16 protein-coding genes are annotated in these 21,881 nt (G+C 70.8%); 6 read left to right on the top strand and 10 right to left on the bottom strand.

Annotated features, from left to right (window positions below; genetic code table 11):
• Positions 1–11: 11 nt before the first annotated feature.
• From IW245_RS12910 to fabG, 5 genes are all read right to left on the bottom strand, one after another.
• Positions 12–2,192 carry an MMPL family transporter gene (locus tag IW245_RS12910; RefSeq protein WP_197003417.1) on the bottom strand — a complete coding sequence of 727 codons (2,181 nt, stop codon included), beginning with the start codon at positions 2,190–2,192 and terminating at the stop codon, positions 12–14.
• Positions 2,189–6,709: a type I polyketide synthase gene (locus tag IW245_RS12905; protein ID WP_197003416.1), complete on the bottom strand. Its 4,521-nt coding sequence runs from the start codon at positions 6,707–6,709 to the stop codon at positions 2,189–2,191. The genes IW245_RS12910 and IW245_RS12905 overlap by 4 nt, the downstream gene beginning before the upstream one ends.
• A 221-nt stretch (positions 6,710–6,930) precedes the next feature.
• Positions 6,931–7,578 (bottom strand): nitroreductase family protein, encoded by a 648-nt coding sequence (locus IW245_RS12900; protein ID WP_197003415.1) that lies wholly within the window; start codon positions 7,576–7,578, stop codon positions 6,931–6,933.
• A complete protein-coding gene (gene fabI / locus IW245_RS12895; protein ID WP_197003414.1) occupies positions 7,571–8,335 on the bottom strand; it encodes an enoyl-ACP reductase FabI in 765 nt (254 codons plus the stop codon). The genes IW245_RS12900 and fabI overlap by 8 nt, the downstream gene beginning before the upstream one ends.
• A gap of 1 nt (position 8,336) precedes the next feature.
• Complete coding sequence (fabG, locus tag IW245_RS12890; RefSeq protein WP_197008471.1) at positions 8,337–9,041, bottom strand: 3-oxoacyl-ACP reductase FabG; 705 nt, start codon at positions 9,039–9,041, stop codon at positions 8,337–8,339.
• A 349-nt stretch (positions 9,042–9,390) separates the two neighbouring features.
• Between fabG and IW245_RS12885 the strand changes: the two genes are divergently transcribed.
• Entirely contained in the window at positions 9,391–10,335 is a 945-nt protein-coding gene (locus IW245_RS12885) for an acyl-ACP desaturase (RefSeq protein WP_372445131.1), read from the top strand.
• A 10-nt stretch (positions 10,336–10,345) separates the two neighbouring features.
• On the opposite strand, the gene IW245_RS12880 is transcribed toward IW245_RS12885, so the two are convergent.
• Together IW245_RS12880 and IW245_RS12875 are read right to left on the bottom strand one after the other, a co-directional pair.
• A complete protein-coding gene (locus IW245_RS12880; protein ID WP_267920049.1) occupies positions 10,346–11,590 on the bottom strand; it encodes a helix-turn-helix domain-containing protein in 1,245 nt (414 codons plus the stop codon).
• 121 nt (positions 11,591–11,711) lie between these two features.
• The gene (locus tag IW245_RS12875; RefSeq protein WP_197003412.1) at positions 11,712–12,257 is read right to left on the bottom strand and encodes a hypothetical protein; all 546 of its coding nucleotides are present in this window, start codon (positions 12,255–12,257) and stop codon (positions 11,712–11,714) included.
• 535 nt (positions 12,258–12,792) lie between these two features.
• On the opposite strand from IW245_RS12875, the gene IW245_RS12870 reads away from it, so the two are divergent.
• The 3 genes from IW245_RS12870 to IW245_RS12860 all read left to right on the top strand — a co-directional run bounded on the left by IW245_RS12870 (position 12,793) and on the right by IW245_RS12860 (position 17,151).
• Positions 12,793–14,562 carry an NAD(P)/FAD-dependent oxidoreductase gene (locus tag IW245_RS12870; RefSeq protein WP_231398785.1) on the top strand — a complete coding sequence of 590 codons (1,770 nt, stop codon included), beginning with the start codon at positions 12,793–12,795 and terminating at the stop codon, positions 14,560–14,562.
• The gene (locus tag IW245_RS12865; protein ID WP_197003411.1) at positions 14,562–15,917 is read left to right on the top strand and encodes a cation:proton antiporter; all 1,356 of its coding nucleotides are present in this window, start codon (positions 14,562–14,564) and stop codon (positions 15,915–15,917) included. Before IW245_RS12870 ends, IW245_RS12865 begins: the two co-directional genes overlap by 1 nt.
• Positions 15,918–16,563: 646 nt before the next feature.
• On the top strand, positions 16,564–17,151 hold the full coding sequence (locus tag IW245_RS12860; protein WP_197003410.1) for a hypothetical protein: 588 nt from the start codon (positions 16,564–16,566) through the stop codon (positions 17,149–17,151).
• A 71-nt stretch (positions 17,152–17,222) separates the two neighbouring features.
• Here the strand turns inward: IW245_RS12860 and IW245_RS12855 are convergent, their stop codons facing one another.
• Genes IW245_RS12855 through IW245_RS12845 form a run of 3 tightly spaced genes read right to left on the bottom strand, consistent with a single transcriptional unit; the run spans position 17,223 to position 19,357 of the window.
• On the bottom strand, positions 17,223–17,375 hold the full coding sequence (locus tag IW245_RS12855) for a hypothetical protein (RefSeq protein ID WP_197003409.1): 153 nt from the start codon (positions 17,373–17,375) through the stop codon (positions 17,223–17,225).
• Between the two features lie 52 nt (positions 17,376–17,427).
• Positions 17,428–18,924, bottom strand: a complete 1,497-nt coding sequence (locus tag IW245_RS12850) for a caspase, EACC1-associated type (RefSeq protein WP_197003408.1) — start codon at positions 18,922–18,924, stop codon at positions 17,428–17,430.
• Positions 18,917–19,357: an effector-associated constant component EACC1 gene (locus IW245_RS12845; RefSeq protein WP_197003407.1), complete on the bottom strand. Its 441-nt coding sequence runs from the start codon at positions 19,355–19,357 to the stop codon at positions 18,917–18,919. The genes IW245_RS12850 and IW245_RS12845 overlap by 8 nt, the downstream gene beginning before the upstream one ends.
• Here IW245_RS12845 and IW245_RS12840 point away from each other — a divergent pair.
• Positions 19,356–21,281 carry a putative baseplate assembly protein gene (locus IW245_RS12840; RefSeq protein ID WP_197003406.1) on the top strand — a complete coding sequence of 642 codons (1,926 nt, stop codon included), beginning with the start codon at positions 19,356–19,358 and terminating at the stop codon, positions 21,279–21,281. The genes IW245_RS12845 and IW245_RS12840 overlap by 2 nt on opposite strands.
• On the top strand, positions 21,278–21,742 hold the full coding sequence (locus tag IW245_RS12835; protein WP_197003405.1) for a phage tail protein I: 465 nt from the start codon (positions 21,278–21,280) through the stop codon (positions 21,740–21,742). Before IW245_RS12840 ends, IW245_RS12835 begins: the two co-directional genes overlap by 4 nt.
• Positions 21,743–21,881 lie beyond the last annotated feature (139 nt).

Genomic DNA, 21,881 nt, shown 5'->3' with positions numbered 1-21,881 from the left:
TGGTCAGGTGTTCAGTGGTTGAGCTCGACGCGGCTGCTGAGCCGCCTGAGCCAGCCCGGTGCCCACCATGCGGAGTGACCGAAGATCCGCAGGAAGGCTGGTACCAGGACGCCGCGGATGAGGATCGCGTCGATGATGACGGCGAGGCCGGTGCCGATGCCGAACAGCTTGGCCAGCGACACCCCCGATATCGCGGTCGAGAAGAACGACACCGCCAGGATCGCCGCCGCCGCGCTGATGATCGGTCCGCTGCCGCCCAGGCCCCGGCGCACCGACAGCCGAGGGTCGTTCGTGGCCGCGTAGCTCTCCTTGATCCGCGACAGCACGAAGACCTCGTAGTCCATGGACAGGGCGTAGGCCACGCAGCACAGCAGGACCGGGATCGTCACCGCGACCGGTGAGGCGGTGAAGTCGAGTTGACGGGCCAGGTGACCGTCCTGGAACACCCAGACCATGGCGCCGAGGATGGAGCCGAGTCCCAGCGCGTTGAACGCCACGGCCTTGATCGGCAGCAGGATGCTTCCGGTCGCCAGGAACAGCAGGAGCAGGGTGAGCAGTGCCGCCAGGCCGATGGCCAGCGGTAGCTTCCTGTCGAGGGAGTCGACGATGTCGACCAGCTGGGCGGACAGGCCGCCGACGTGGACCCGGGTGCCGGCCGGTTCCGCGCGGACCGCTTTCACCAGTCTCTTGCCGTCGTCGGAGTAGCTGACCACGTCGTTGAGGATCTGGATCCGGGTGGCGTCGCCGTGGGTGAACGCGGCCGCGAGTTCGGGCACGGGCGGGGCGACCTGGGTGCCGTTCTCGTAGCGGCCGGCGGCGCTGTTGACGGCCGTGACGTGCGGGATCCTCGACAGTCGGGCGGCGTAGTCGCCGAGGTCGCCGCTCCACTGGTCGCTCACCACGCTGATCGCGCTGGAGTCGTTGGTGCTGAACTGGGTGCGGGAGGCCTCCAGCACGACCCGGCTCTCGGAGCCCTTGGGTAGAACCCGCTCATCGGGTACGCCGAGCTGGATGTGCCGGATCGGCGCCGCGAACAGCACGAGCAGCCCGATGACGAGGATGCCGAACACCCACGGCGCGCGCATGGTGAGCCCGGCGATGCGGCCCCACAGCCCGTTCTCCGGTACTGCCGGCTCGGTGCGGGGTTTGCCGATCGACCACTTGTCGACCCGGTGCCCGAGGAGCATCAGCGCGGCGGGCAGGGGCAGCAGGGCCCCGAGGACGGTGATGGCGACGACGGCGAGGCCGGCGTAGGCGAATGAGCGCAGGAAGTACTGGTCGAAGACGAGGAGGGTGGCCATCACGGCGGCGACGATGGCGGCGCTGAACACCACGGTCCGGCCCGCCGTGCGCAGGGTCGCGGTGACCGCCGCCGCGCCGACCAGGCCCCGGGAGCGTTCTTCGCGGTACCGGGAGACGATCAGCAGGCTGTAGTCGACCGCGAGCCCCAGGCCCAGCGCCGTGATCAGGTTGACGGCGAACACGGACACGTCGGTGACCTTGCCCAGCGCGTAGAGCACGGACATGCCGCCGGTGATGGACAGCAGGCCGACGAACAGGGGCAGCAGCGCCGCGATCAGACCCCGGAAGACGAAGAACAGCAGGATCAGTGTCAGGGGGAGGGCGACGGCCTCGCTGAGTACCAGGTCATCGTTGGTCTGCTTCTCGATGTCGGCGTTGACCTGGGCGATGCCGCCGAACTTCACCGACAGCGTGCCGTCGACCCGCGACAGGGCGTCGTGCAGCCGCCGCGTCGTCTTCAGGACCGTGTCCTCGTCGCCCTCGACGCGGACCAGGGTCAGCCCGGCGTGCCCGTCGGCGCTCTTGAGCTCCGGGTCGCCGTCGATCTGGAAGTAGCTGGCGACGAGCTTGACGCCCTTTTCCGCCTCCAGCGTGGTGACCAGGTCCCTGCCGGCCTGGGCGACCTTGGGGTCAGCGACCTCGACGGTCGTGTCGCGGACCAGGATCAGCAGGTTCGGCTGGCTGCTGGAGAACTTCTCCTCCAACAGCTTCGTGGCGCGCACCGAGTCCGAGCGGGTGTCGTCGAACCCGCCGTTCTTCAGCACTTTCAGGGTGTCGCCGGACACCGCCCCGGTCAGCAGCAGGAACAGCAGGCTGATGACGATGACGGTCCACGGCCGGCGCAGCGGCAGCGACGCCTTCTTGTCTTGTCGTTCCATGAGTGCGGTCATGACGTGCTCCCCAGTACGTTCTTGAGCTCGTCGGCGAGGACCCCTACGCCCCACTCGATCTGCTCGGCGGTGTGCTCGGAGGTGATGAAGAACCGGAGCCGGGCGTGCTCCTCGGGCACGGCCGGGTACATGATCGGGTTGGCGCTGATCCCGCGCTCGTAGAGCCGGTCGGCCAGTGCCATGGCCTTGACCGAGTCGCCGACGATGCACGGCACGACCGGGGAGTCGGCGCTGTCCCCGGTGTTGATCCCGGCCTGCCGGGCCAGGGTGAGGAAGAGCTTGGAGTTGTTCCGCAGCCGCTCCAGCCGCTCCGGCTCGGCGGCCATGGCCCGGATGGCCGCCAGGGCCGCGGCCGTGTTCGACGGGGTCAGGCCGACGCTGTAGACGAACCCGGGCACGCTGTACTTGAGGTAGCGGATCACCTGGGCGTTGCCGGCCACGTACCCGCCGCAGCTGGCCAGGGACTTCGACAGGGTGCCCGACCACAGGTCCACGCCCGAGCGGTCCACCCCGAAGTGGTCGCCCACCCCGCCGCCGTTGGGTCCGACCGTCCCCAGGCTGTGCGCCTCGTCGACCATGAGCAGCGCCTCGTGCCGCCGGGCCACCTCGATCAGGGCCGGCAGGTCGACCAGGTCGCCGTCCATGCTGTACACGCCCTCGACCACGATGAGGACCCGGCGGAAGGAGTCCCGCGCCCGCGACAGCAGCGCGTCGAGCGCCGCGACGTCGTTGTGCGGGAACGGCAGCCGGCGGGCACCCGACAGCGCGCAGCCCTGCAGGATGCTGTCGTGCGCCAACGCGTCGTGCACGATCAGGTCCTCCGGGCCGACCAGGTGGCCGATGACCGTCACGTTGGTGGCGTGCCCGCTGACCATGGCGATCGCGTCCTCGACGCCGAGCAGCCCTGCCAGTTCGGACTCCAGCTCGTGGTGCAGGGGCCGCTCGCCGGACAGGAAGCGGCTGGCCGACACGGAGGTGCCGTACCGGCCGATCGCGTCGGTGACCGCCGCGTGCACCCCCGGGTGCCCGGACAGGCCCAGGTAGTTATAGCTGGAGAAGCTGAGCAGGTCGCGGCCGTCGATGCGGGTGGTGCCGGCGGCGGTGCCCTCGTGCACCAGGAAGTACGGGTTGCGGCCCTGGCCGTCCTCGATCTGCTCCGCGAGCGCGCGCGCCTCGGGGAAGTCCTCGATCCGGTACTCGCGCGGGATCGCACTGTGGGGCTGGGCGACGCCGGCCGCCGCTGCGGCATCGGGGGGAGCGGCGGCCGGCGTGCCTTCGACCCCGCCTGGCCCGGCGGGGTCACCGGTCGTCGGCGACTGGGGGGCACCGAGGAGACCGGCGAGGGTGGCGACGATCTCGGCGACGGTGGGGCGGGTCGCGATCGTCCCGGGGGCGAGCTTGTCGGCCAGTTGCGGCCAGGTGCGGGCCACGGAGCCGACGAGCTCCGTGGTCATCAGGGAGTCGAAGCCGAGTTCCTGCACGATCAGATTGCTGTCGGCGAGGTGGTCGACGGGGAACGCGCTGATCCGGGAGATGTGCCCGAGGACGACGGACCGGATCTCGTCGCGTCCGATACCGCCCGCGGGCGTGTCGCCACCGGTCGAGGGGTGCCCCGGCGCGGCGGCGCCGACCGCGACCTGCCCGACCGCGGCGCGGCCGGTGACGGTCGCCAGGGCGGACGGCGAGCCGACCGCGCCGTTGAGGGCATCCGCGAGGCCGGCGGCGGTCGGGTCGAGGGCGCGGAGTACCGCGAGCTGCTCGCGGAGAAGGGCGACGACGTCGGACACGGGGTTTTCCTCCCGGAGGGCGGTGGTGGCGGTGGCGGTCGGCTCGGCGGAGGACCGGTCGACCGGGTTCTTCGCACCGGACCGGTCGGCGGGCACCGGCAACCAGTAGGCGCGGGTGCGCAGTGGGGACGGCGGTAGGGTCGCCAGCCCGGTTCCGGCGGGGAAGAGCGCAGCGAGGTCGACGGGTACGCCGATCACCGCGAGCTGCCCGACGGCGGCCAGGAACGTCCGGGCGTCGTCGGGCCGGTCGCCGGTGAGCGGCACGTACACCGCGTCGGAGTGCTCGCGCAGGTTCTGCCGGATCGTGGACAGCAGTGCCCTGCCCCCGGACAGCTGCACGAAGACCCGGGCGCCGGAGTCGTAGGCCGCGCGCGCGGCGGCGGAGAACCGGATCGGGGCGACCGCGTGCTCGATCCACAGCGCGCGCAGCCGGTCCGGGTCGGTGGTGACGGTGCCGTCCACGGAGGACACGAACGTCGTCGTCGGCGGCTGGATCGGTTGGTCGGCCAGGTCGTGGGCGATGCCGTCGCGGGCGGAGTCGAGCAGGGGGGAGTGGAAGGCGTTGGACACGTCGAGGCGCTGTGCGGTGATTCCCCGCTCGACGCACCTGCGTTCGACTTCGACGAGCCCGGCCTCGGTGCCGCTGACCACGGTCTGCAGCGGGTGGTTGTAGCAACCCGGCCAGGCGCCTTCCACGCCCGACAGGAGGTCGTCGGTGGTGTCGCCGTCGGCGCGGAGGGCGAGCATGCCGCCGCTCACCCCGGCCTCGGCGGCGCGCATCCGCTGCCCGCGGGTGGCAAGCAGCGCCACGGCCTCGGCGTCGGTGAGCGCCCCGGCGACGGCGGCGGCGGGAAACTCCCCGGCGCTGTGTCCGAGTGTCACGTCGGCGGCGAGTCCCAGGTCGCCGAGCACGCCTCGGGCGGCGAGACCCATGATGCCGAGCACGGGCTGACACACGTCGGTGCCGGTGAGGCGCTCGCGGCCGGCGTCGGTGTCCGCGTCGGGCCCGTAGACCGCCCCGAGCAGGTCGGTCTGGTCGAGGTCGCGGGCGCGCTCGCGGAAGGTGGCGAACCGCTCGAACAGGTCGCCGGACATTCCGGGGCTTTGGCTGCCCTGGCCGGGGAAGACGAACGCGATCCGCCGGGCGTCCTCGGCGAGCGGTGCCTTGCCCGCGTGTCCGATGTCGCCGAGCGTGCCGAGCGCTCCGGCCGCGAGTCGGGTGCCGGCCTCGGTGAGCTTGCCGACGAGCTCCGCGCGGTCGGCGGCGACGACGGCGAGCCGGGCGGCGAGCAGTTCGCGGCTGGACAGGGCGTGCGCGAGGTCGCGGAGCGGGGTGTCGGGCTGGGCCGTCAGTGAGCCGAGTACGGCGTCGAGGTGCGCCATGAGCAGGTCCACGGAGCCGGCGGAGAACACGAACAGCTCCGGTCGACTCTCGGTCGCCGGCGTCTCCCTGTCCGGGGCCTGCTCCAGGATCACGTGCAGGTTGGTGCCGCCGAAGCCGAAGCCGCTGACGGAGCCCCGGCGCGGCTTGTCGGAAGCGGGGAACGGGCACTCGGCGCCCGGGATCGTGAGCCCCGCGTCGGCCAGACCCACCTCGGGGTCGGTCTCGGTGTCCGGGTGCGGCGGGACGATCCCGTGGTGCAGGGCGAGGGACACCTTGATCAGGCTGGCCAGGCCCGAGGCGCTGAGGCCGTGGCCGATCAGGCTCTTCACCGAGGACAGGTACGCCTGGCCCTCGCCGTCGCCGCGCACCTCCTTCAGCGACTCCAACTCGACCCGGTCACCTACCACGGTGGCGGTGCCGTGCGCCTCGATCAGCCCGACGGAGCGTGGGGCGACGCCGGCGTCGGCGAACGCGCGGGACAGTGCCAGCACCTGGCCCTCCTTGCGCGGGGTCATGGGTCCGTCGGTGATGCCGTCGTTGGAGCAGCCGACGCCCTTGACGACGGCGTACACCCGGTCGCCGGCGGCCAGTGCAACGTCGAGCGGGCGGAGCACCAGCACACCGACGCCCTCGCCGAGGACGAATCCGTCGGCCCGGCGGTCGAACGGTCGGCACACCCCGGCGGCTGACAGCGCGCCGACCTTGGAGAAGCCGACGAGTCCGGCAGGCGCCAGGGCCAGGTACGAGCCGCCGACGAGGGCGGTCGTGCACTGCCCGGCGCGCAGGTGGGTGACCGCCTCGTACAGGGCGACCAGCCCGGAGGAGCAGGCGGCGTCGACGGTGAAGCTCGGGCCGCCGAGGTCGTAGTACTGGCTGACGGTGGCGGCGGCCATGTTCAGCAGACCGCCGGGCACCGAGAACGGCTGCATGGTGCGCACGTCCGTGACGAGTTCCATGTATTCCGAGGAGCTCATCGCGAAGAACACGCCGGTGCCGGGCCGGTCGAACTCGCGGCGTTCCCACCCGGCGTCCTGCAACGCCTCCCGCGAGGCCTGCAGCAGCAGCCGGTGCTGGGGGTCCATCGCCTGTACCCGGCGGGGGGACATCCGAAAGTGCATCGCGTCGAACTGGTCGACGCCCTCGATGAGCGCCAGCTGGTCGGTGTACGCGCCGCGGCTGGCCCGCCGGTCGTCGGGGTCGTAGAAGTCGGCGTGCCGCCAACGTGTCTTCTCGTCGGGCACGGCGCGGAACTGGCGCTCGGCGGCGCGCAGCATCCGCCAGTACTCGGTCAGGTTGTCAGCGCCGGGAAACCGGCAGCCCATTCCCACGATCGCGATGTCACGCACCAGCCACACCCCAGTTCGTCTCCGTCGATCCCGACAGACCTTGACACGCGTCCGAATGGCTGTCAATTCCCATGACAACATTGGTCAGGCTCTTGATTCGTCCGTCAAGATTCGGTGGCCAGAGCTTTACCCAGTTGTCAACTATGAATTGGTAACGCGGCCACGGAGGTGCGGACATGCAGAAGGGCCGGCTCCGCGGAACCGGCCCCACAAAAGAGGAATTACGACCGAACGAGCGCGATCAGCGCTGTCACGTGCTCCCCCGGTGTCGACAGCCCCAGGAGGCCGTCGACCTCGTCGGAGAACCCGGGGAGCACCCAGGCCGTCAGGCCCAACCGGGTGGCGATCCACGGCACGTGCTGACCGAGGGCGTGCGGCTCGGCGGGGCGAACCCCGGTCCGTGCCGCCGCGGGGCCGGACAGGGAGGTGACCACGACGAGAGCACCGGCCCGGGCCAGCGGTCCGGGCGCGGCGACACAGCTCGCGAGCCGGTACTCGGGCACGGGCGGACTGAGCGGGACGAGCGCGTGCCACGTCGGTCGGTACCGGAAGACCCCGCCGCACAGGCCGGGCACGTGGTTGGCCATCAGGTACAGGGCGTGGCCCGCCGGACCGCACGCCTCACCCGACGTCAGGTGCAGGACGGTGGCCAGCTCCGCGAGCCCCATCGGCTCCGGCATCTGATGCGCGGGCGAGCCCGCGGCCGGGCGCGGCAACGGGGTGGGGGACAGCACCGGCTGGGGCAGCCAGATCGCCCCGGCCGGTTCCGGCCACGCTTCCCGCCACCGTGGGGTGGGGTCTATTGTCAGTGCCGCTTCTGTCGTACCTGATCCGAGCACCGGCCACGCCCTTCGTCCGAGATCAGTCACCCATCGCGTGGTACCCGCCGTCGGCGTGCACGATCTCGCCCGTGGTCGCGGGGAACCAGTCCGACAACAAACCCACGCACGCCCGGGCCGCGGCGTCGATGTCATCCGCCTTCCAACCCAGCGGGCTGCGGGCGTCCCACACGGCCTCGGTGTCGGAGAAGCCCGGGATGTTCTTCGCCGCGACGGTCCGCAGCGGCCCGGCCGCGACCAGGTTCACCCGCACCCCCCGGGGGCCCAGGTGCCGAGCCAGGTACCGCGAGCACGACTCCAGGCCGGCCTTGGCGACGCCCATCCAGTCATATCCGGACCATGCCACAGCCGCGTCGAAGTCGAGTCCGACAATCGAAGCAGGGTTGGCCAACAGCGGTTGAACACCCATGGCCAGAGCCTTCAGGGAGTACGTCGACGTGTGCACCGCCGTGGCCACGTCCGCCCACGGGGTGTGCAGGAAGTTGTCGCCCAGGGCCGCCGGCGGCGCGTAGGCGATGGCGTGCAGCACCCCGTCCAGTCCGTCGACGTGCTCGGCGAGCCGGTCGGCGAGGCCGTCGACCTGCTCGGCGTCCGTCACGTCCAACTCCACCACCGGCGCGGGCTGCGGCAGCCGCTGGGCGATCCTGCGCACGAGGCTCAGCCGGCCGTACCCGGTGAGCACCACCGTCGCACCCTCCTGCTGGGCGAGTCGCGCCACATGGAAGGCGATGGAGGCGTCCGTCAGCACGCCTGTGACCAGGATCCGCTTGCCCTCGAGGATTCCCACCTCAGTACCCCATTCCTAGTCCACCGTCGACCGGGACGACCGCCCCGGTCACATACCCGGCCTGCTCGCTGGCCAGGAACCGCACCACGTGGGCGACCTCGGCCGGGTCGGCGTAGCGACCCAACGGAATCCCGGCCAGCGCGGCGTCGCGGACCTTGTCCGGCAGGCCCGCCGTCATGTCGGTCAGAACGAACCCGGGGGTCACGACGTTGACGGTGATCCCCCTGCCGCCGAGCTCCCGGGTGAGCGACCGGGCGAACCCGATCAATCCGGCCTTGGCCGCCGCGTAGTTGCTCTGGCCTGCCGCGCCCTGCATCGCCACCACCGAGGAGATCAACACGATCCGCCCGCGGCGGGCCCGGACCATCGGACGCACGGCTCGACGGACCACCCTGTACACCCCGGTCAGGTTGGTGTCGAGCACGGCGGCGAAGGACTCCTCCGACATCGTGGCCACCAGACCGTCCCGGGTGATACCGGCGTTGGCCACCAGCACCTCGACCGGGCCGTGCGTGGCCTCGACGGTCGCGAAGGCGCTCTCCACGGTCTCCGGGTCGGTCACGTCGCAGGGAACCGCCAGGAATCCGGCCGGCGGCTCGCCACTACGGTAGGTGACCGCGACGGAGTCGCCGGACTCCGCGAGAGCGTCAGCTATCGCGCGTCCGATGCCTCTGTTTCCTCCCGTGACGAGAGCTGATCTGCCCATCACACACCGCATTCTCGAATAGTGGGAAGTCGAATTTCGGAAAGCACTAACAGAGCCATGCGCCTGACACGGCGAATGCCTCGAAAGAGTTCTGTGAATTTCCTTTTCGGAATGATCGACTCCCGATGTCGGGGGTGCCGGACCCGTCAGCTGCGACGGCCGTCCGCACGTGGTCAACCGACCACCTGCCGATCTACGTCCGCGAAAGTAGCATGGCACTCCACTGCGGACAAGGCCGTGCCACGGTTAACAGATCGGGGAAGAATGTCGCCTGGGATTCACCGAATTCACTTCCATTCGGGGGTAGCGTGCGGCCCGAGTGAACGACTCCCGGGAAAGAGATGATCAGGTGACCGCTGTAATCGACTCGACCCGCACCACACAGTTGCTCGAGGCCCTGGCCCCGGTGGTCGCGGACAATCTCGACCGCCATGTGTCCGTGGCCAGGGAGTGGATGCCCCACGACTACGTACCGTGGAGTGAGGGCCGCGACTTCGCCTTCCTCGGCGGCGAGGACTGGGAGCCCGGCGACTCCCGGCTCGACCCGGTCGCCAAGGCGTCGATGATCCTCAACCTGCTGACCGAGGACAACCTGCCCTCCTACCACCGGGCGATCGCCACCGTCTTCGGCCGCGACGGCGCGTGGGGCGAATGGGTCAACCGGTGGACCGCCGAGGAGGCCCGGCACGGCATCGCGATCCGCGACTACCTGGTCGTCACCCGGGGCGTGGACCCGGTCGACCTGGAACGGCGCCGGATGGCGCACATGTCCACCGGGTACATCGGACGCGCCCCGTCGATGCTGCACGACCTGGCGTATGTGTCCTTCCAGGAACTCGCCACCCGCGTGTCGCACCGCAACACCGGCAAGGCCACCGGTTGCCCGCTCGCCGACCAGCTGCTCGCCCGCATCGCCACGGACGAGAACCTGCACATGGTCTTCTACCGCAACCTCCTCAACGCCGCGTTCGAGCTCGCACCCGACGAGACGATGCGCGCGGTCGCCGACGAGGTGGTCGGCTTCGAGATGCCGGGGACCAGCGCGCCGGAGTTCGCCCGGGCCGCCGCGCAGATCGCCACCGCCGGCATCTACGACCTGCGCCTGCACCACGACGACGTCGTGCAGCCGGTGCTGCGGTTCTGGCGGGTCTTCGACCGCGCGGATCTCGGCGCCGAGGGCGAGCGGGCCCGGGAGGAACTGGCCGGATACCTCAGCGTCCTCGACGCCAAGGCCTCGCAGTTCACGGAGCGCAGGGAGGCACTGCGGGCCCGGCAGGCCGCCCGGGCGGCGTGAGTCGGATCCCTCAGGCCGTGGCGCGTGCGGACAGCAGGTCCGCGAGGGTCCGCCACGCCGCGGCCGACTTGCGGAACGCGCCGACGTCGTCGAACAACTCCGCCGCGCGGCGGTAGGACTTCTCCGCGCCCTGATGGCCGCCGACCACCTGTTGCACCAGGCCGGCGGCCATCAGGCAGGACGCGAGTTCGTGCGGGGGCAGGTCCGGCGCGTCGGCGATCTCGGCGACCCGCGCGAGAGCGCCGGGCACGTCGCCGCCGGCCAGGAACGCGCCGGCCTCGACCGCGACGAGCCGGACCAGGTCCGCCTCCGTGCCGATCAGCTCGAACGCCTGCCGGACGCGGCGGAGCAGGTCGTGTACGCGGCCCAGGTCGCTGCCGGCCGTGAGAACCGCGGCGGCGGTGGCCAGTGACAGCCGGGCCGACAACCGTAGGTCCACCCGGGGCGAGAGCACCTCGGCGGCCCTGTCGTACATGACCAGCGCCTCGGGGTGCCGTTCCTGCGCGGCGTACAGGTCCGCGGCGACCCAGCTCGCCAGGCCACGCAGCTGCTGGTTGGGGAGGTCCTCGTACCCGTCCAGAAGTTCGGTGAGCGCTGTCGACGCCCGGTCCAGGTCGCCCCGGTCGGTGTAGGTCGCGACCAGGATCAACCGGGCCCGGACGCGCTCCGGAGTGCCCCGCTCCAAGGTGTCGGCGGCGGCCATCGCCTCCTCGGCGAGCCGGACCGCCTCGGACAGGTGCCCCCGGCACAACGCCAGGTCGGCCAGGGCGGTGATCAGCCGTGAGCGCAGCCGGGCGGATCCGGCGGTCAGCGGGCGGTCGAGGAGTTCGGTGAGGACGCTCGCCTTGTCCGCGTAGGCGGACAGGTCGCCGTGCGTCTCGGCCAGCTCCCAGCGGGCCTCCCACGCGACGTCCTCCTCGCCTAGGGCGTCGGCGCCGTCGGCGACGATCCGCAGCTGCTCGGCGGCGAACCGGGAGTCGCCCTCGCGGCGGGCGCCGCGCGCGGCGAGCAGCAGTCCGACCAGGTGGGAGCGCTGGCCCTGGTCCGTCGGCGCCGCCGGGTCGAACTCGGTGATCGGAATGCCCAGTCGCTCGGCGATGACCTGGGCGATCTGGTCACCCGGCGTGCGACGGCCGCTCTCGACCAGGGAGATGTAGCTCGGCGACACCTCTCCACCGGCGAGCTGTGCCTGCGACATGCCCCGCAGCAGGCGAAGGTGGCGAAGGCGCCTGCCAAAGGCCGGTTGCTCCAGCACCTCTCTCCTCCTCACTCCGGGGCGGCAGAGCCCCTTGACAAGAACATTACAGGATCTGACATCCCGATTGTCCCGACGGAAGGTGATCTTTCACCATGTAACAAGATCGATGACAATCAGTTCACTCCGCCCCCGCGGGCTCCGGGCGAGGCCACAGCGTATAGCGCGCCAGGATCACCAGATCCACCAGGAGCAGGAAGGACCAGCCGACCGCCACCTGACCCAGGTTGCCGGTGCGGTCCGGATCGTCGACCACGAGGATCGCTGTGGCCAGCAAAGACATGCCGATCGCGAAGGCCAGCACGTGCCGCAGCCCGTTGCCGCGTATCCGGCGCGCGTGCTCCGGGCCGAACCGCGCCGGCCGCGCCGGCGCGGGCCCGTCGGCGAACCGGTGTGCGACGCGGACGTCGGCCCACTGGACCAGCTTGGGTCCGAACGCGACGGTGAAGCCCAGGTACATCGCCGCGAGCCCGTGCCCGATTGTGGCCCGGGCGCCGCGTTGCATATCCACGACCGCGAATGCCAACAGTGCCAGATCGACCAGGGGCACGCAGGCCAGCAGCACCGCACCCAGCGTGCGACGGCGCAGTACATATCTGCTGAGCAGGCCCGACAGCAACACGACCCAGAAGCCGACCTCGCAGGCGACCAACATCGCATAGATCATCGTGACCTCCGCAGGCGTGCCGCACCGTCGTGCGGGATCACTTGTGTAACACGCGCTCGGTCAGGAGCCTAGCCGTGATGTCACAAATCACGACACTGTTGTCATGAAATCCTCCGGCCGATATCACCAAGCCGACAGAAGGGAGGTGGTCCAGCGCCGTCGAAGACGCCGCGTCGGCCGGTGTCGGCCGGTGTCGGCCGCAGGAAGTAGAGCATGGAAAGCGTCGGCGGGTCGGAATTCTCCGGCATGTCCTGGGCTGCTGATGAGCTGCCTCGGTCGCCCCCGTTGGCCCTCAGGGGGACCCTCATGCCAGCGGAAACCCGGCATGACTCCGATTCAGGGAGCTGGGGGAGAAGCTCCGATTGTCAGGTCTGTGGCAATGCAACTGACCATCGGATGAAGTCTTGACCTCGGTTTCCCGTCGGGCGTGTCAGGGGCATGACTGGAGCTGTCATGGTCATTGACCAAATCGCGCCTGCGTGTCAATGTCGGTCCCGCTCGGGCACGTGGTTCACACACCGATGAGGGAGACGCCATGATCCAACCCCGCTACGACGTAGTCATCATGGGCGGCGGCCCGGCCGGCGCCACCCTCGGGGCCCAGCTGGCCCGGTCCACGAACCTGTCAGTCGTGATCTTCGAAAAGGAGATCATGCCCCGGGAGCACATCGGCGAATCCCTGGCGCATCCCACGCTTCCGGCCATGGAGGAGATCGGGGTACTGCGCAAGTTCGTGGACAGCGACTTCTGGGTGAAGAAGTACGGCGGGATCTTCCAGTGGGGCACCGGCGACCCCTCGGTCGGCTTCTTCGACCACCGTTCCTTCCTGGAGGACGGCGAGCAGCGGTGGACCGGGCACGTCAACCGCGAGGAGTTCGACCACATGCTGCTCCTGCACGCCGAGGAGTGCGGTGCTGAGGTGCACCAGGGCGTGTCCGTGTCGGCGTTCGAACCCGGCGTCGACGGTGGGGACGCCACGGTCACGCTCCGCGACGGCACCGTGATCCGGGCCGGCTTCTTCGTGGACGCCTCGGGACGGCGCAACAGCATCGCAGCGAAGCAGAAGCGGGCGTGGCTGTCGAAGTACAAGAACATCGCGATCTGGCGGCACTATGTGGGCGCCCGGCACGGCTACACGATCGAGGCCGACTGGAACATCTTCCGCGAGCGCAACCAGTCGCCGATCACGTGTGCGGCGTTCAACGACGGCTGGTGCTGGTACATCCCTGTCATGAAGGTCATCGACGGCGAGAGGCGGATGACGCACTCGGTCGGCATCGTCACGATCCCCGGCATCCTTCAGGAACCCGGCAAGGACTTCACCGACCCGGCGATCTTCGACGCCGTGCTGCAGGAGATCCCGCTGATCCGCGACCTGGTGACCGGCGCCGAGCCGATCACCGAGAAGCTGCTCACGGCCACCAACTACTCGATGATCAACGGCAGCTTCGCCGACTACGACGAGCGGTGGATGCTCATCGGCGACGCGGCGTACTTCGTCGACCCGCTGTTCTCCTCCGGGGTGGCCTTCGCCATGCACCACGCGCTGTCGGCGGCCCTCGTCCTACGGGTCACCGCGGACCCGGCCGTGTCCGCGGAGCACAAGCGCGACGTGTGGCGCGACTACGACGGCGAGTGGCACGCCATCGCCCAGTCGTTCTCGCTGGCCATCGACCAGTGGTACCACGCGATCGGCAAGGACAACCCCGACAGCGTCTACTGGCGGACCCGGGGCGGCGCCACCGACCTCGACATCCGCGACAAGACCTTCGAGTCGCTGCTGAGCACCACGCTGGAACCCGACCTGCTGCGGGTGATGACGGACGTCAACGGCACCCAGGAGGACCTCGACATCGACGGGCCCTACATGCGCGCCTACGCGCAGGCCGACCCCGGAGAGCCGAAGCCCGACGACGTTCTGCGGACCGCGCCCGCGGTGAACGTCCGCGAGGGCATGGCCCTGGGCATCCCGGGATTCAAGGGCTTCGTGCCCCCGTGGGAACTGCCCACCGAGGAGCGCGCCGCGATCGCCAGCTACTGGCGCGACCCGATCGAAAACGGCGACGCCATCGTCTCGCCGCTGGCCGAGGCGATCGGCTGCCACCGGTTCACGCTCGGCGACATCGAGATCCGCAGCTTCGCCGACCTCGACGGCGGGTACGCGCTGTGGGAACTGCTCGCGGCCGGCCCGGTCCGGTACTCCGACCTGCGGGAGCAGATCGCCGAACCCCAGGCCCAGTTCCTCAAGCTGCTGCTGCGTGCCCGCATGGTCACCTTCGACGACACCTCCGTGGGCGTCGAGTGATGTCCCGCCGGCTCCCGCTCGTCTACGCGGCGTTCGTGGTCGCCCCCGTCGCGGTCGCCCTGTACCTGGCGTGGCCGGCGGGTACCGCCACACTCACCTCCAGGCCGCCAGCCGCCGCGACACCCGCGGCACTGCCGGCCGACCAGGTGTTCTACCGGCTCCTGCTCGCGGCCCTGGTCGTCGTCGCCGTCGCGCACGCCGCAGGGGCCTTCCTGCGCCGACTCGGCCAACCGCCCGTGGTGGGCGAGATCGCAGCCGGCTTCCTCCTCGGCCCGTCCGTCCTCGGACTGCTCGCACCCGGCGTCGAGGCCGCGCTGTTCCCGGCCGGCATCCTGCCGTTCCTCGACGTCCTCGCCCAACTCGGGCTGATCCTGTTCATGTTCGTCGTCGGCCGCGATCTGCCCCTGGCGGAGCTGCGGGGCAGCGGGGGCACCGCGATCGTGGTCGGGCACGCCACCATCGCCACGCCGTTCCTGGTCGGCGTGCTCGTCGCGCGGATCCTGCCCGAGGGATACCGCCCGCCCGGCGTACCCGCACTGGTCTTCGCCCTGTTCTGCGGAGTCGCGCTGAGCGTCACGGCATTCCCGGTACTGGCCCGCATCCTCACCGACCGAGGCTTGGCGGACACCCCGGTCGGCGCGCTCGGCATGGCCACGGCCGGCGTCGGAGACGTCACCGCCTGGTGCGTCCTCGCCCTCGTCGTCACGGTCGTGCGGGGCGGCTCACCCGTCACCGTCCTGCGCACCGTGGCGCTCACGATCGCGTTCGGGGCCCTGATGTGGTGGGTGGTCCGGCCGTTGCTCGCCAGATACGCCACCTCCAGGGTCGCACTGCTGTTCGTCGTACTGCTGTCCGCGCTGGCCACGGACCGCATCGGGGTACACGCGATCTTCGGAGCTTTCCTGGCCGGGGTGGTGATGCCGCGCGGCTCGGCGGTCGTCGCCGGGTTCGCCCAGCGGGTCGAGGGCCTGACCGTGTGGCTGATGCTCCCGCTGTTCTTCGCCACGGTCGGACTGCGGCTGCATCTCGAGGAGCTCGGCGGTCAGGGCTGGCTGGTCCTGCTGTTCGTCCTCGCCGCCGCCGTGGGAGGCAAGGTCGTGGGCACCCTCGCGCCGGCCCGCGCCGCAGGCCTGGACCTGCGGACGTCCGTCGGCCTGGCCACCATGATGAACTGTCGCGGCCTGACCGAGATCGTCGTCCTCAACGTGGGCCTGTCCCTCGGCGTCATCTCGCCACGTCTGTTCGCCGTCCTGGTCGCCATGGCGCTGGTGACCACCGCGATGACCGGCCCCCTGCTGTCCCGGCTGCCACGGAGTCCGGCCACCCGGCCAGAGCTGGTGGGGACAGCGCCCTGACCACACGCTCACGGCCTCGGGCGGACGTGCGCGCTTGCCTGTCGGGGGTCAGCTTCAGCTCAAGATCGACTCCTGGAGGCATCTGCGGGATGTCTGCATCGAGCCGTCGCCCGACACGCCGCTGGTCTGTTTGACGGGCGAGAATGGCAGCGGCGAGAGCGCCCGACAGGCGCCGAGTCGGGTGCCGCCGCGTTGGCCTGGTGCCAGAACTCGCCAGCGTCCTCGTCGCCGGAGAACCTCGCACGGTCATCACTAGATGACCACTGCCAGTGGCCGGGCAGTGACTGTGCCTTACTGCGCATCGCCTGCCATAGGCTGGCACTGGGACATCAGACCAGCGCACTCCGCGGGCGTGGAGCGGACATCAGGACGTCATCCCAGCCGACCAGCATCCAGTTCACCTGCACGTCCGCGTGGCGCGCCGTGAAGCGTACTTGCTCGTGAGCACTGAGCACCCCAGGCGCTGCGTCCGGGGCGCTGTTGGTGCTGCCGGCTTACGGCTGGGCGGGTGCGTCGTCGGGTAGGTCGAGCGGGTCGAGCTCATAAACGATGGTTTGTGACGTGATGAACTTCTACTGTCCTTTGAGGTCGGTGGCTGATAGTTGTATATCCGTCAACCGGAACGTTCTGGAAGGAATATTTACTTATGCCGCACGCCTCTCTCCTCGCGCGTGCCAGCCGTCGGCTGCGCGCGGTGCTCCTTGTCGCCGTCGTCGGTAGTGCGGGCATCGTCGTGGCCGCCCCGGCGGCTCACGCCACAGGATTGCTCTCCTGTACGCAGGGCTCGGGTGCCACGCAGTTCTCGCCCGCGATCTCGTCCGCCACCGTCGGCAACGTGTCCACCGACGGTGAAGTGGACTTCGGGGACTGTTCCGGTTCTGGGGTCACCGCCGCGCAGGTCACCCTGTCGGGCGTTGCCTCCCTGGCCACCTGCCAGACGTTCCCGGTGGACACCGTCACCTTCGTCGGCCTCTCCGGCACGCTCACCGTGACCTGGACGGGTGGGGCGGGCCCGGCCACCACCACCTTTACCTGGACCGTCACCGGGGCCGCTGCGATCGCGGGCGTTTCCGTCCTGCAGCTCGTAGGCACCAGCACAGCGGGTCGCTTCAACAGCGGGACCCCGGCCGCGCTGGCCGCGGATCTGACCATCGGCCCGTTCACGCCGTCCTGCCAGGCTGGTGTCACCGCTGCCGACCTCGCCGGCTCCCTCCACGTCGTCGACGTCCTGTAGACCCCGGCCCGCCCGGCTCGCCAGCCCGGACCACCGCGAACCCCGAGCCTGACCTCAGGCTCGGGGTTCGTTCACACGTACACCACGGAGCTGCCGCCACGGCGTACCCGCAGCAGCAACCAGCACCTAGGCCAGCGCGGGCGCGCCCGGAGCCGGCATCCCAGCTCCTTCGGCGTGCTGTCGGGCACCCCGGCGACCCCGGGCACGTACGGTGTCGCGGTCACCGTGACCGACTCGGCGCCTGCGCCGGCCAGCCAGCCGGTCAGGCGCCAGCCTTCAGCGCCGTGGAGACTCCAGTCGCGCCAGGCGCGACCGCGCGTCGGCGGCGGTGTCGGCGCGGGAGTACGCCAGAGCGGCTCTGCAGTCGGCGATCGCGGCGGCGCGGCACCCCGATCGCTCGTGGATGTCGGCCAGGGCAATCGCCGCGACCGGGGACTTGTACGGGTCGTCGGCCAGCATCGCCCGCCGGTAGACGGCACGTGCCTCGGTCGGATGTCCCGCGGCGGCAAGCAGCGAGCCCAGGACGTTGCCCGCTCCGGCGGCCACGGAGCGGTCCGTTGAGCCGCTGGCGTGCTCGAGGTATGCCCGCACCCGGGGAAGGGTCTCGGTCGCGTCCGATTTCTCACCCGCGATGAGGATGGCCAGTTCGACCGCCATGGCCGGTGACAGCCGCGAATCCTCCGTGGCCAGGCCCTCGAGGTAGGCGTCGCGGGCTCCGGTCACATCGCCCTGGGCTGCCAGCAGCCTGGCCTGCTCGCGGGCTGCGGTCGGCGACCAACCCCGGTGTCCGGCCGCCGCGACGCGACCGTACGCGGCAACCGCCTCCTGGACGGCGCCGTCCGCCGCGGCGATCCGGGCGAAGCGGAGTGCCGCCAGCAGGCTCCAGTCGCCGGAGCCCGCGTCGGCGACCTCCCGGAAGCCGGTGCGGGCCAACCAGGGGCGGCCGGCGAGTTCGTGATCGTGGGCACGGAGGAACTTCGTCAGCGCGACCTGCGGGCTGAGGGCACGGTCGCGAGGCGCCCTAACGGCGGTCGGAATGGTCGCGGGGGAGGGGGCGAGGGCGAGGGCCACGCTGTCGATGGAGTCGTCGAAGTGGCGTTGCGGCGTGGACAGGCCGTGCTCGTGCATCCGGTCGCTGACGTGGCGGTACAGGTCCTCGACGGAGACGTACCCGTCGCCGTCGAGGTCAGGTGCTCCAGCCAGGAGCGATTCCGCCAGGAACCGGGTGAAGGGGCTGGCCGTCTCGCCCTCGGCCGCGTCCTGCGTCTGCTGGGTGCTCAGCGAGCTGGCGAGGACGAACCTACCCCGGCCCGCCAGCGCCCGGGGCAGGTCGGGCGGGCCTTTGAACCCGCCGGCGTGACAGCAGTCGAGGATGACGACCTTCGCCCGGGCCCGGGACTCTCCGAGCAGGTCGTGGATGTCTCGGGCCGGCACCGCCGTGTACCGCAACCCGGCCAGCCGGGTGTCGCTGGCGCAGAGGTGCAGACGGCCGAACAGGTCGAGTTGGCCGTGACCGCTGTAGTAGAACAGGAGCTGATCGTCGCGGCCCGCCCCGGTGAAGAACTCCTCCAGCGCGGACATCACGGTGTGCCGATCGGCGTCGACGAGCACCCGCACGTCGGGCTGCTGGTGCAGGCCGGTGACCGGATCCGTCAGCGCCGCGCGGAGAAGTTCGCCATCAAGACGCGGGCCGCGCAAGGCGGGCAGACCCGCCGGATCAGCGGGGTAGTCGCCGTTGACGACCAGCAGCGCCCGGTACCTGCGGTCAGGCATCGCCACTGTCGCGGCCCAGAGCCGCCAGCATGACCTCGCGGAGCGTCTCGTCGGTGGCGTCGGTGCCCCGCACCGAGTACGTCACGCCGTTGATCTCCACATCGATACGCCGGTGCCGCGCGCGGGACACCCACGTGCGAAACACTGTCACGACCGCTGTCACCGCCCCGGAGGTTCCCAACGCCACGACGATGTCGGAAGCGGCACCCTTGGCGTCGGCGACCGCACGAACCCGGCGGGACACGCCGTCGACGTCGGTGTCCAGCAGCGCGCGGTGCAGAACCTCGACCTGGGCCTGCCAGCCCGCCTCGTGCTGCTGATCGGCGTCCTCACCGACCGCCGTCACCACGACTTCCAGGGACACAGCCACCTCCACATCGGACAGGGCCTCGGGGAGGCCGGACCCCGCGGCCAGTGCGATGCTATCTCCCATGAGCCATCCACGTGGATCAACCGGACGGCGCCGGTTCGACGAGCTGCTCGACGAGGCCCGCCGCGAGGCCCTCCGCCAATTGCCTCAGGCCGCGACCGACCTGGCGCCGGGCACACCGGCGGGGGCGGTGCTGGCCGGCGCGGCGCTCATCGCCGATCACCTGACTGACCGGCTCGAACGGCTTCCCGACCAGTTGCGCGGACCCATGTTGGAGCTGCTCGGGCTGCGACCGGACCCGCCGTGGGCGGCGAGGACGATGCTGTCGTTCTGGACGGAGACGCCGGTGGCCACGCTGCGGGTGGTGCCGAAGGGCACCGCGGTCGGGGATGCTGACGGCTCGGTGGTCTTCTCGACGGCGCAGGACCTGCGCCTGGTACCGGTCACCGTCGTCGCGGTGCTCTCCGAGGGACGGCAGACGATGGTCGACTTCACCGACGACTGGGCCCGGGAGACCCCCATGGCGGCGTTCGGGCCCGACTGCGAACCCGGTGACGCGTTCCTGCTGGGCCTGGACGCGCCGGCACCGGGCTGCACGGTCGAACTCACCCTCGAACTCACGGTGCTGGGTGTCGGAGTCGACCCGCGTGATCCGCCCATCGTCTGGGAGTGCTGGAACGCCGTGGAGGGCGGCTGGACGCCGTGCCCCGTGCTGACGGACACCACCGGCGGACTGTGCGCGCCGGGCACCGTCGGCCTCCAACTGCCCCCTGAGCACGGACGGGCGTCCATGGCCGGCACGGAGGCTGCGTGGGTGCGGTGCCGGCTCATGGAGGCGCTCCCGGAACAGCCCACCTACTCCTCCCCGCCGGTGATCTCGCAGGTCAGCGTCGCCACGGTCGGCGGCACGACCGAGGCGTGGCACGGCCGCCTGGTGACCGATGAGCCGCTGGGGGAGTCCACCGGCGAACCCGGGCAGCGGTTCGTCCTGCGACACGCGCCGATCGCCACGGCAGGCACCCCGCCCATCGTGGAGGTCCGGGTCGACGGCGGCTGGCAAGCATGGACCCTGGTGGACAGGTTCACCGGCAGCGATCCCGGCGACCGGCACGTGCTCCTGGACGCGGCCACCGGCGAGGTGCTGTGCGGCCCTGCGGTCGCGGACGGAGACGGTTCCTCACGGCAGTACGGGGCCGTCCCCCCGGTCGGGGCACTCCTGAGGATCAGGGACTACTGGACCGGCGGCGGCCGGGTGGGCAATCTGCCGGCCGACACCCTCGACACCATCCTCGACGACCTGCCGGGCCTGACGGTGAGCCACCGGGCCACGACCGGGGGCCGCGACGGCGAGTCCGCCGACGACCTGTGGCACCGCGCACCGGCGGCGCTCCAGTCACGCGACCGGGCCGTCACCGCAGAGGACTACGAACATCTCGCCCGCCGGGCGGACCCCACCATCACCCGAATCCGCTGCGTCAGCACCGATGACGGCACCATCCAGGTGCTCGTCGTACCGACCATCGACGCGACCGACGCCCGCAGCCTCACCTTCCCCGCCCTGCGGCCGCCGTCGAACATGCTGGACCGCGTGGCCCGCTACCTCGACGAACGGCGCATCATCGGAACCAGATTCACCGTCGAACCGCCCTACTACCAGGGCGTGACCGTCGTCGCCTCAGTCGTCGCCGAACCCCGCAGACGTCTGGCCGCGGTCCGGGAAGCGGTGCTCGACGCCCTGTACGAATACCTGCACCCGATCACCGGCGGCCCGACCGGCACCGGATGGCCCTTCGGCCGCCCCGTCCGGATCGGCGAACTGCACGCCGTCATCCACGCCGTGCCCGGAGTCGGCGACATCGACGACCTCCGGCTGCACCCCGCGGACCCGGTCACCGGCGAGCGCGGCGAAGCCGCACACACCCTGGTCCTCGGCCCGAACACACTCGCCTACTCCTACCAGCACCTCGTGAAGGTGACGGCCCGATGACGGCAACCGTGCCCGACGAGGTACCCGACGACATGCGCGACCATCCGGTCGTGAACCTGCTCGCCCACGTCGCCGACGGCCTCCTCGACCCGGTCCGCCGGGTTGCGCTGGACCCGGGCCGGTACCTTGACCCGGCAACGGCCCCACCCGACGTGCTCGCCTGGCTCGCCATCCTCCTCGGAATGGGCGACGAACTCGACACGCCGCCGAAGGCCCACCAACGCCGCATCCTCGCAGCCGCCGTAGACCTGCACCGCCGGCGCGGAACAGTGTCGGGCCTGCGCGACCTGCTGCGCCTGTACGGAGCCGACGCCCAGATCACCGAGCAGCTCAACGACGGACCGCCACAGGTAACCATCCGCGTCACGCTCGCAGAGCACTCCCTCGCAGATGAGGTCTCCGACGCCATCGCACGGTCGGTGCCGGTCCATGTCCGGACGGTCGTGGTGTTTGAGCGCTAGGGTCCGTCTGGCGTTGTGTTCGTGTGGTGGGGCGAAGGCTGCAGATCCAGGTGATCGATCCGCGTAGCTGGTCGACTGCTACGCGCCCAGACAAGCCAAGCCCGCCGAGCCGTTCGCCGCGCCTCTGACCGCCCGCGAG

It is taken from the genome of Longispora fulva (assembly GCF_015751905.1).
Taxonomy (GTDB): domain Bacteria; phylum Actinomycetota; class Actinomycetes; order Mycobacteriales; family Micromonosporaceae; genus Longispora; species Longispora fulva.
This window is presented reverse-complemented; position numbering and strand designations above follow the sequence as displayed.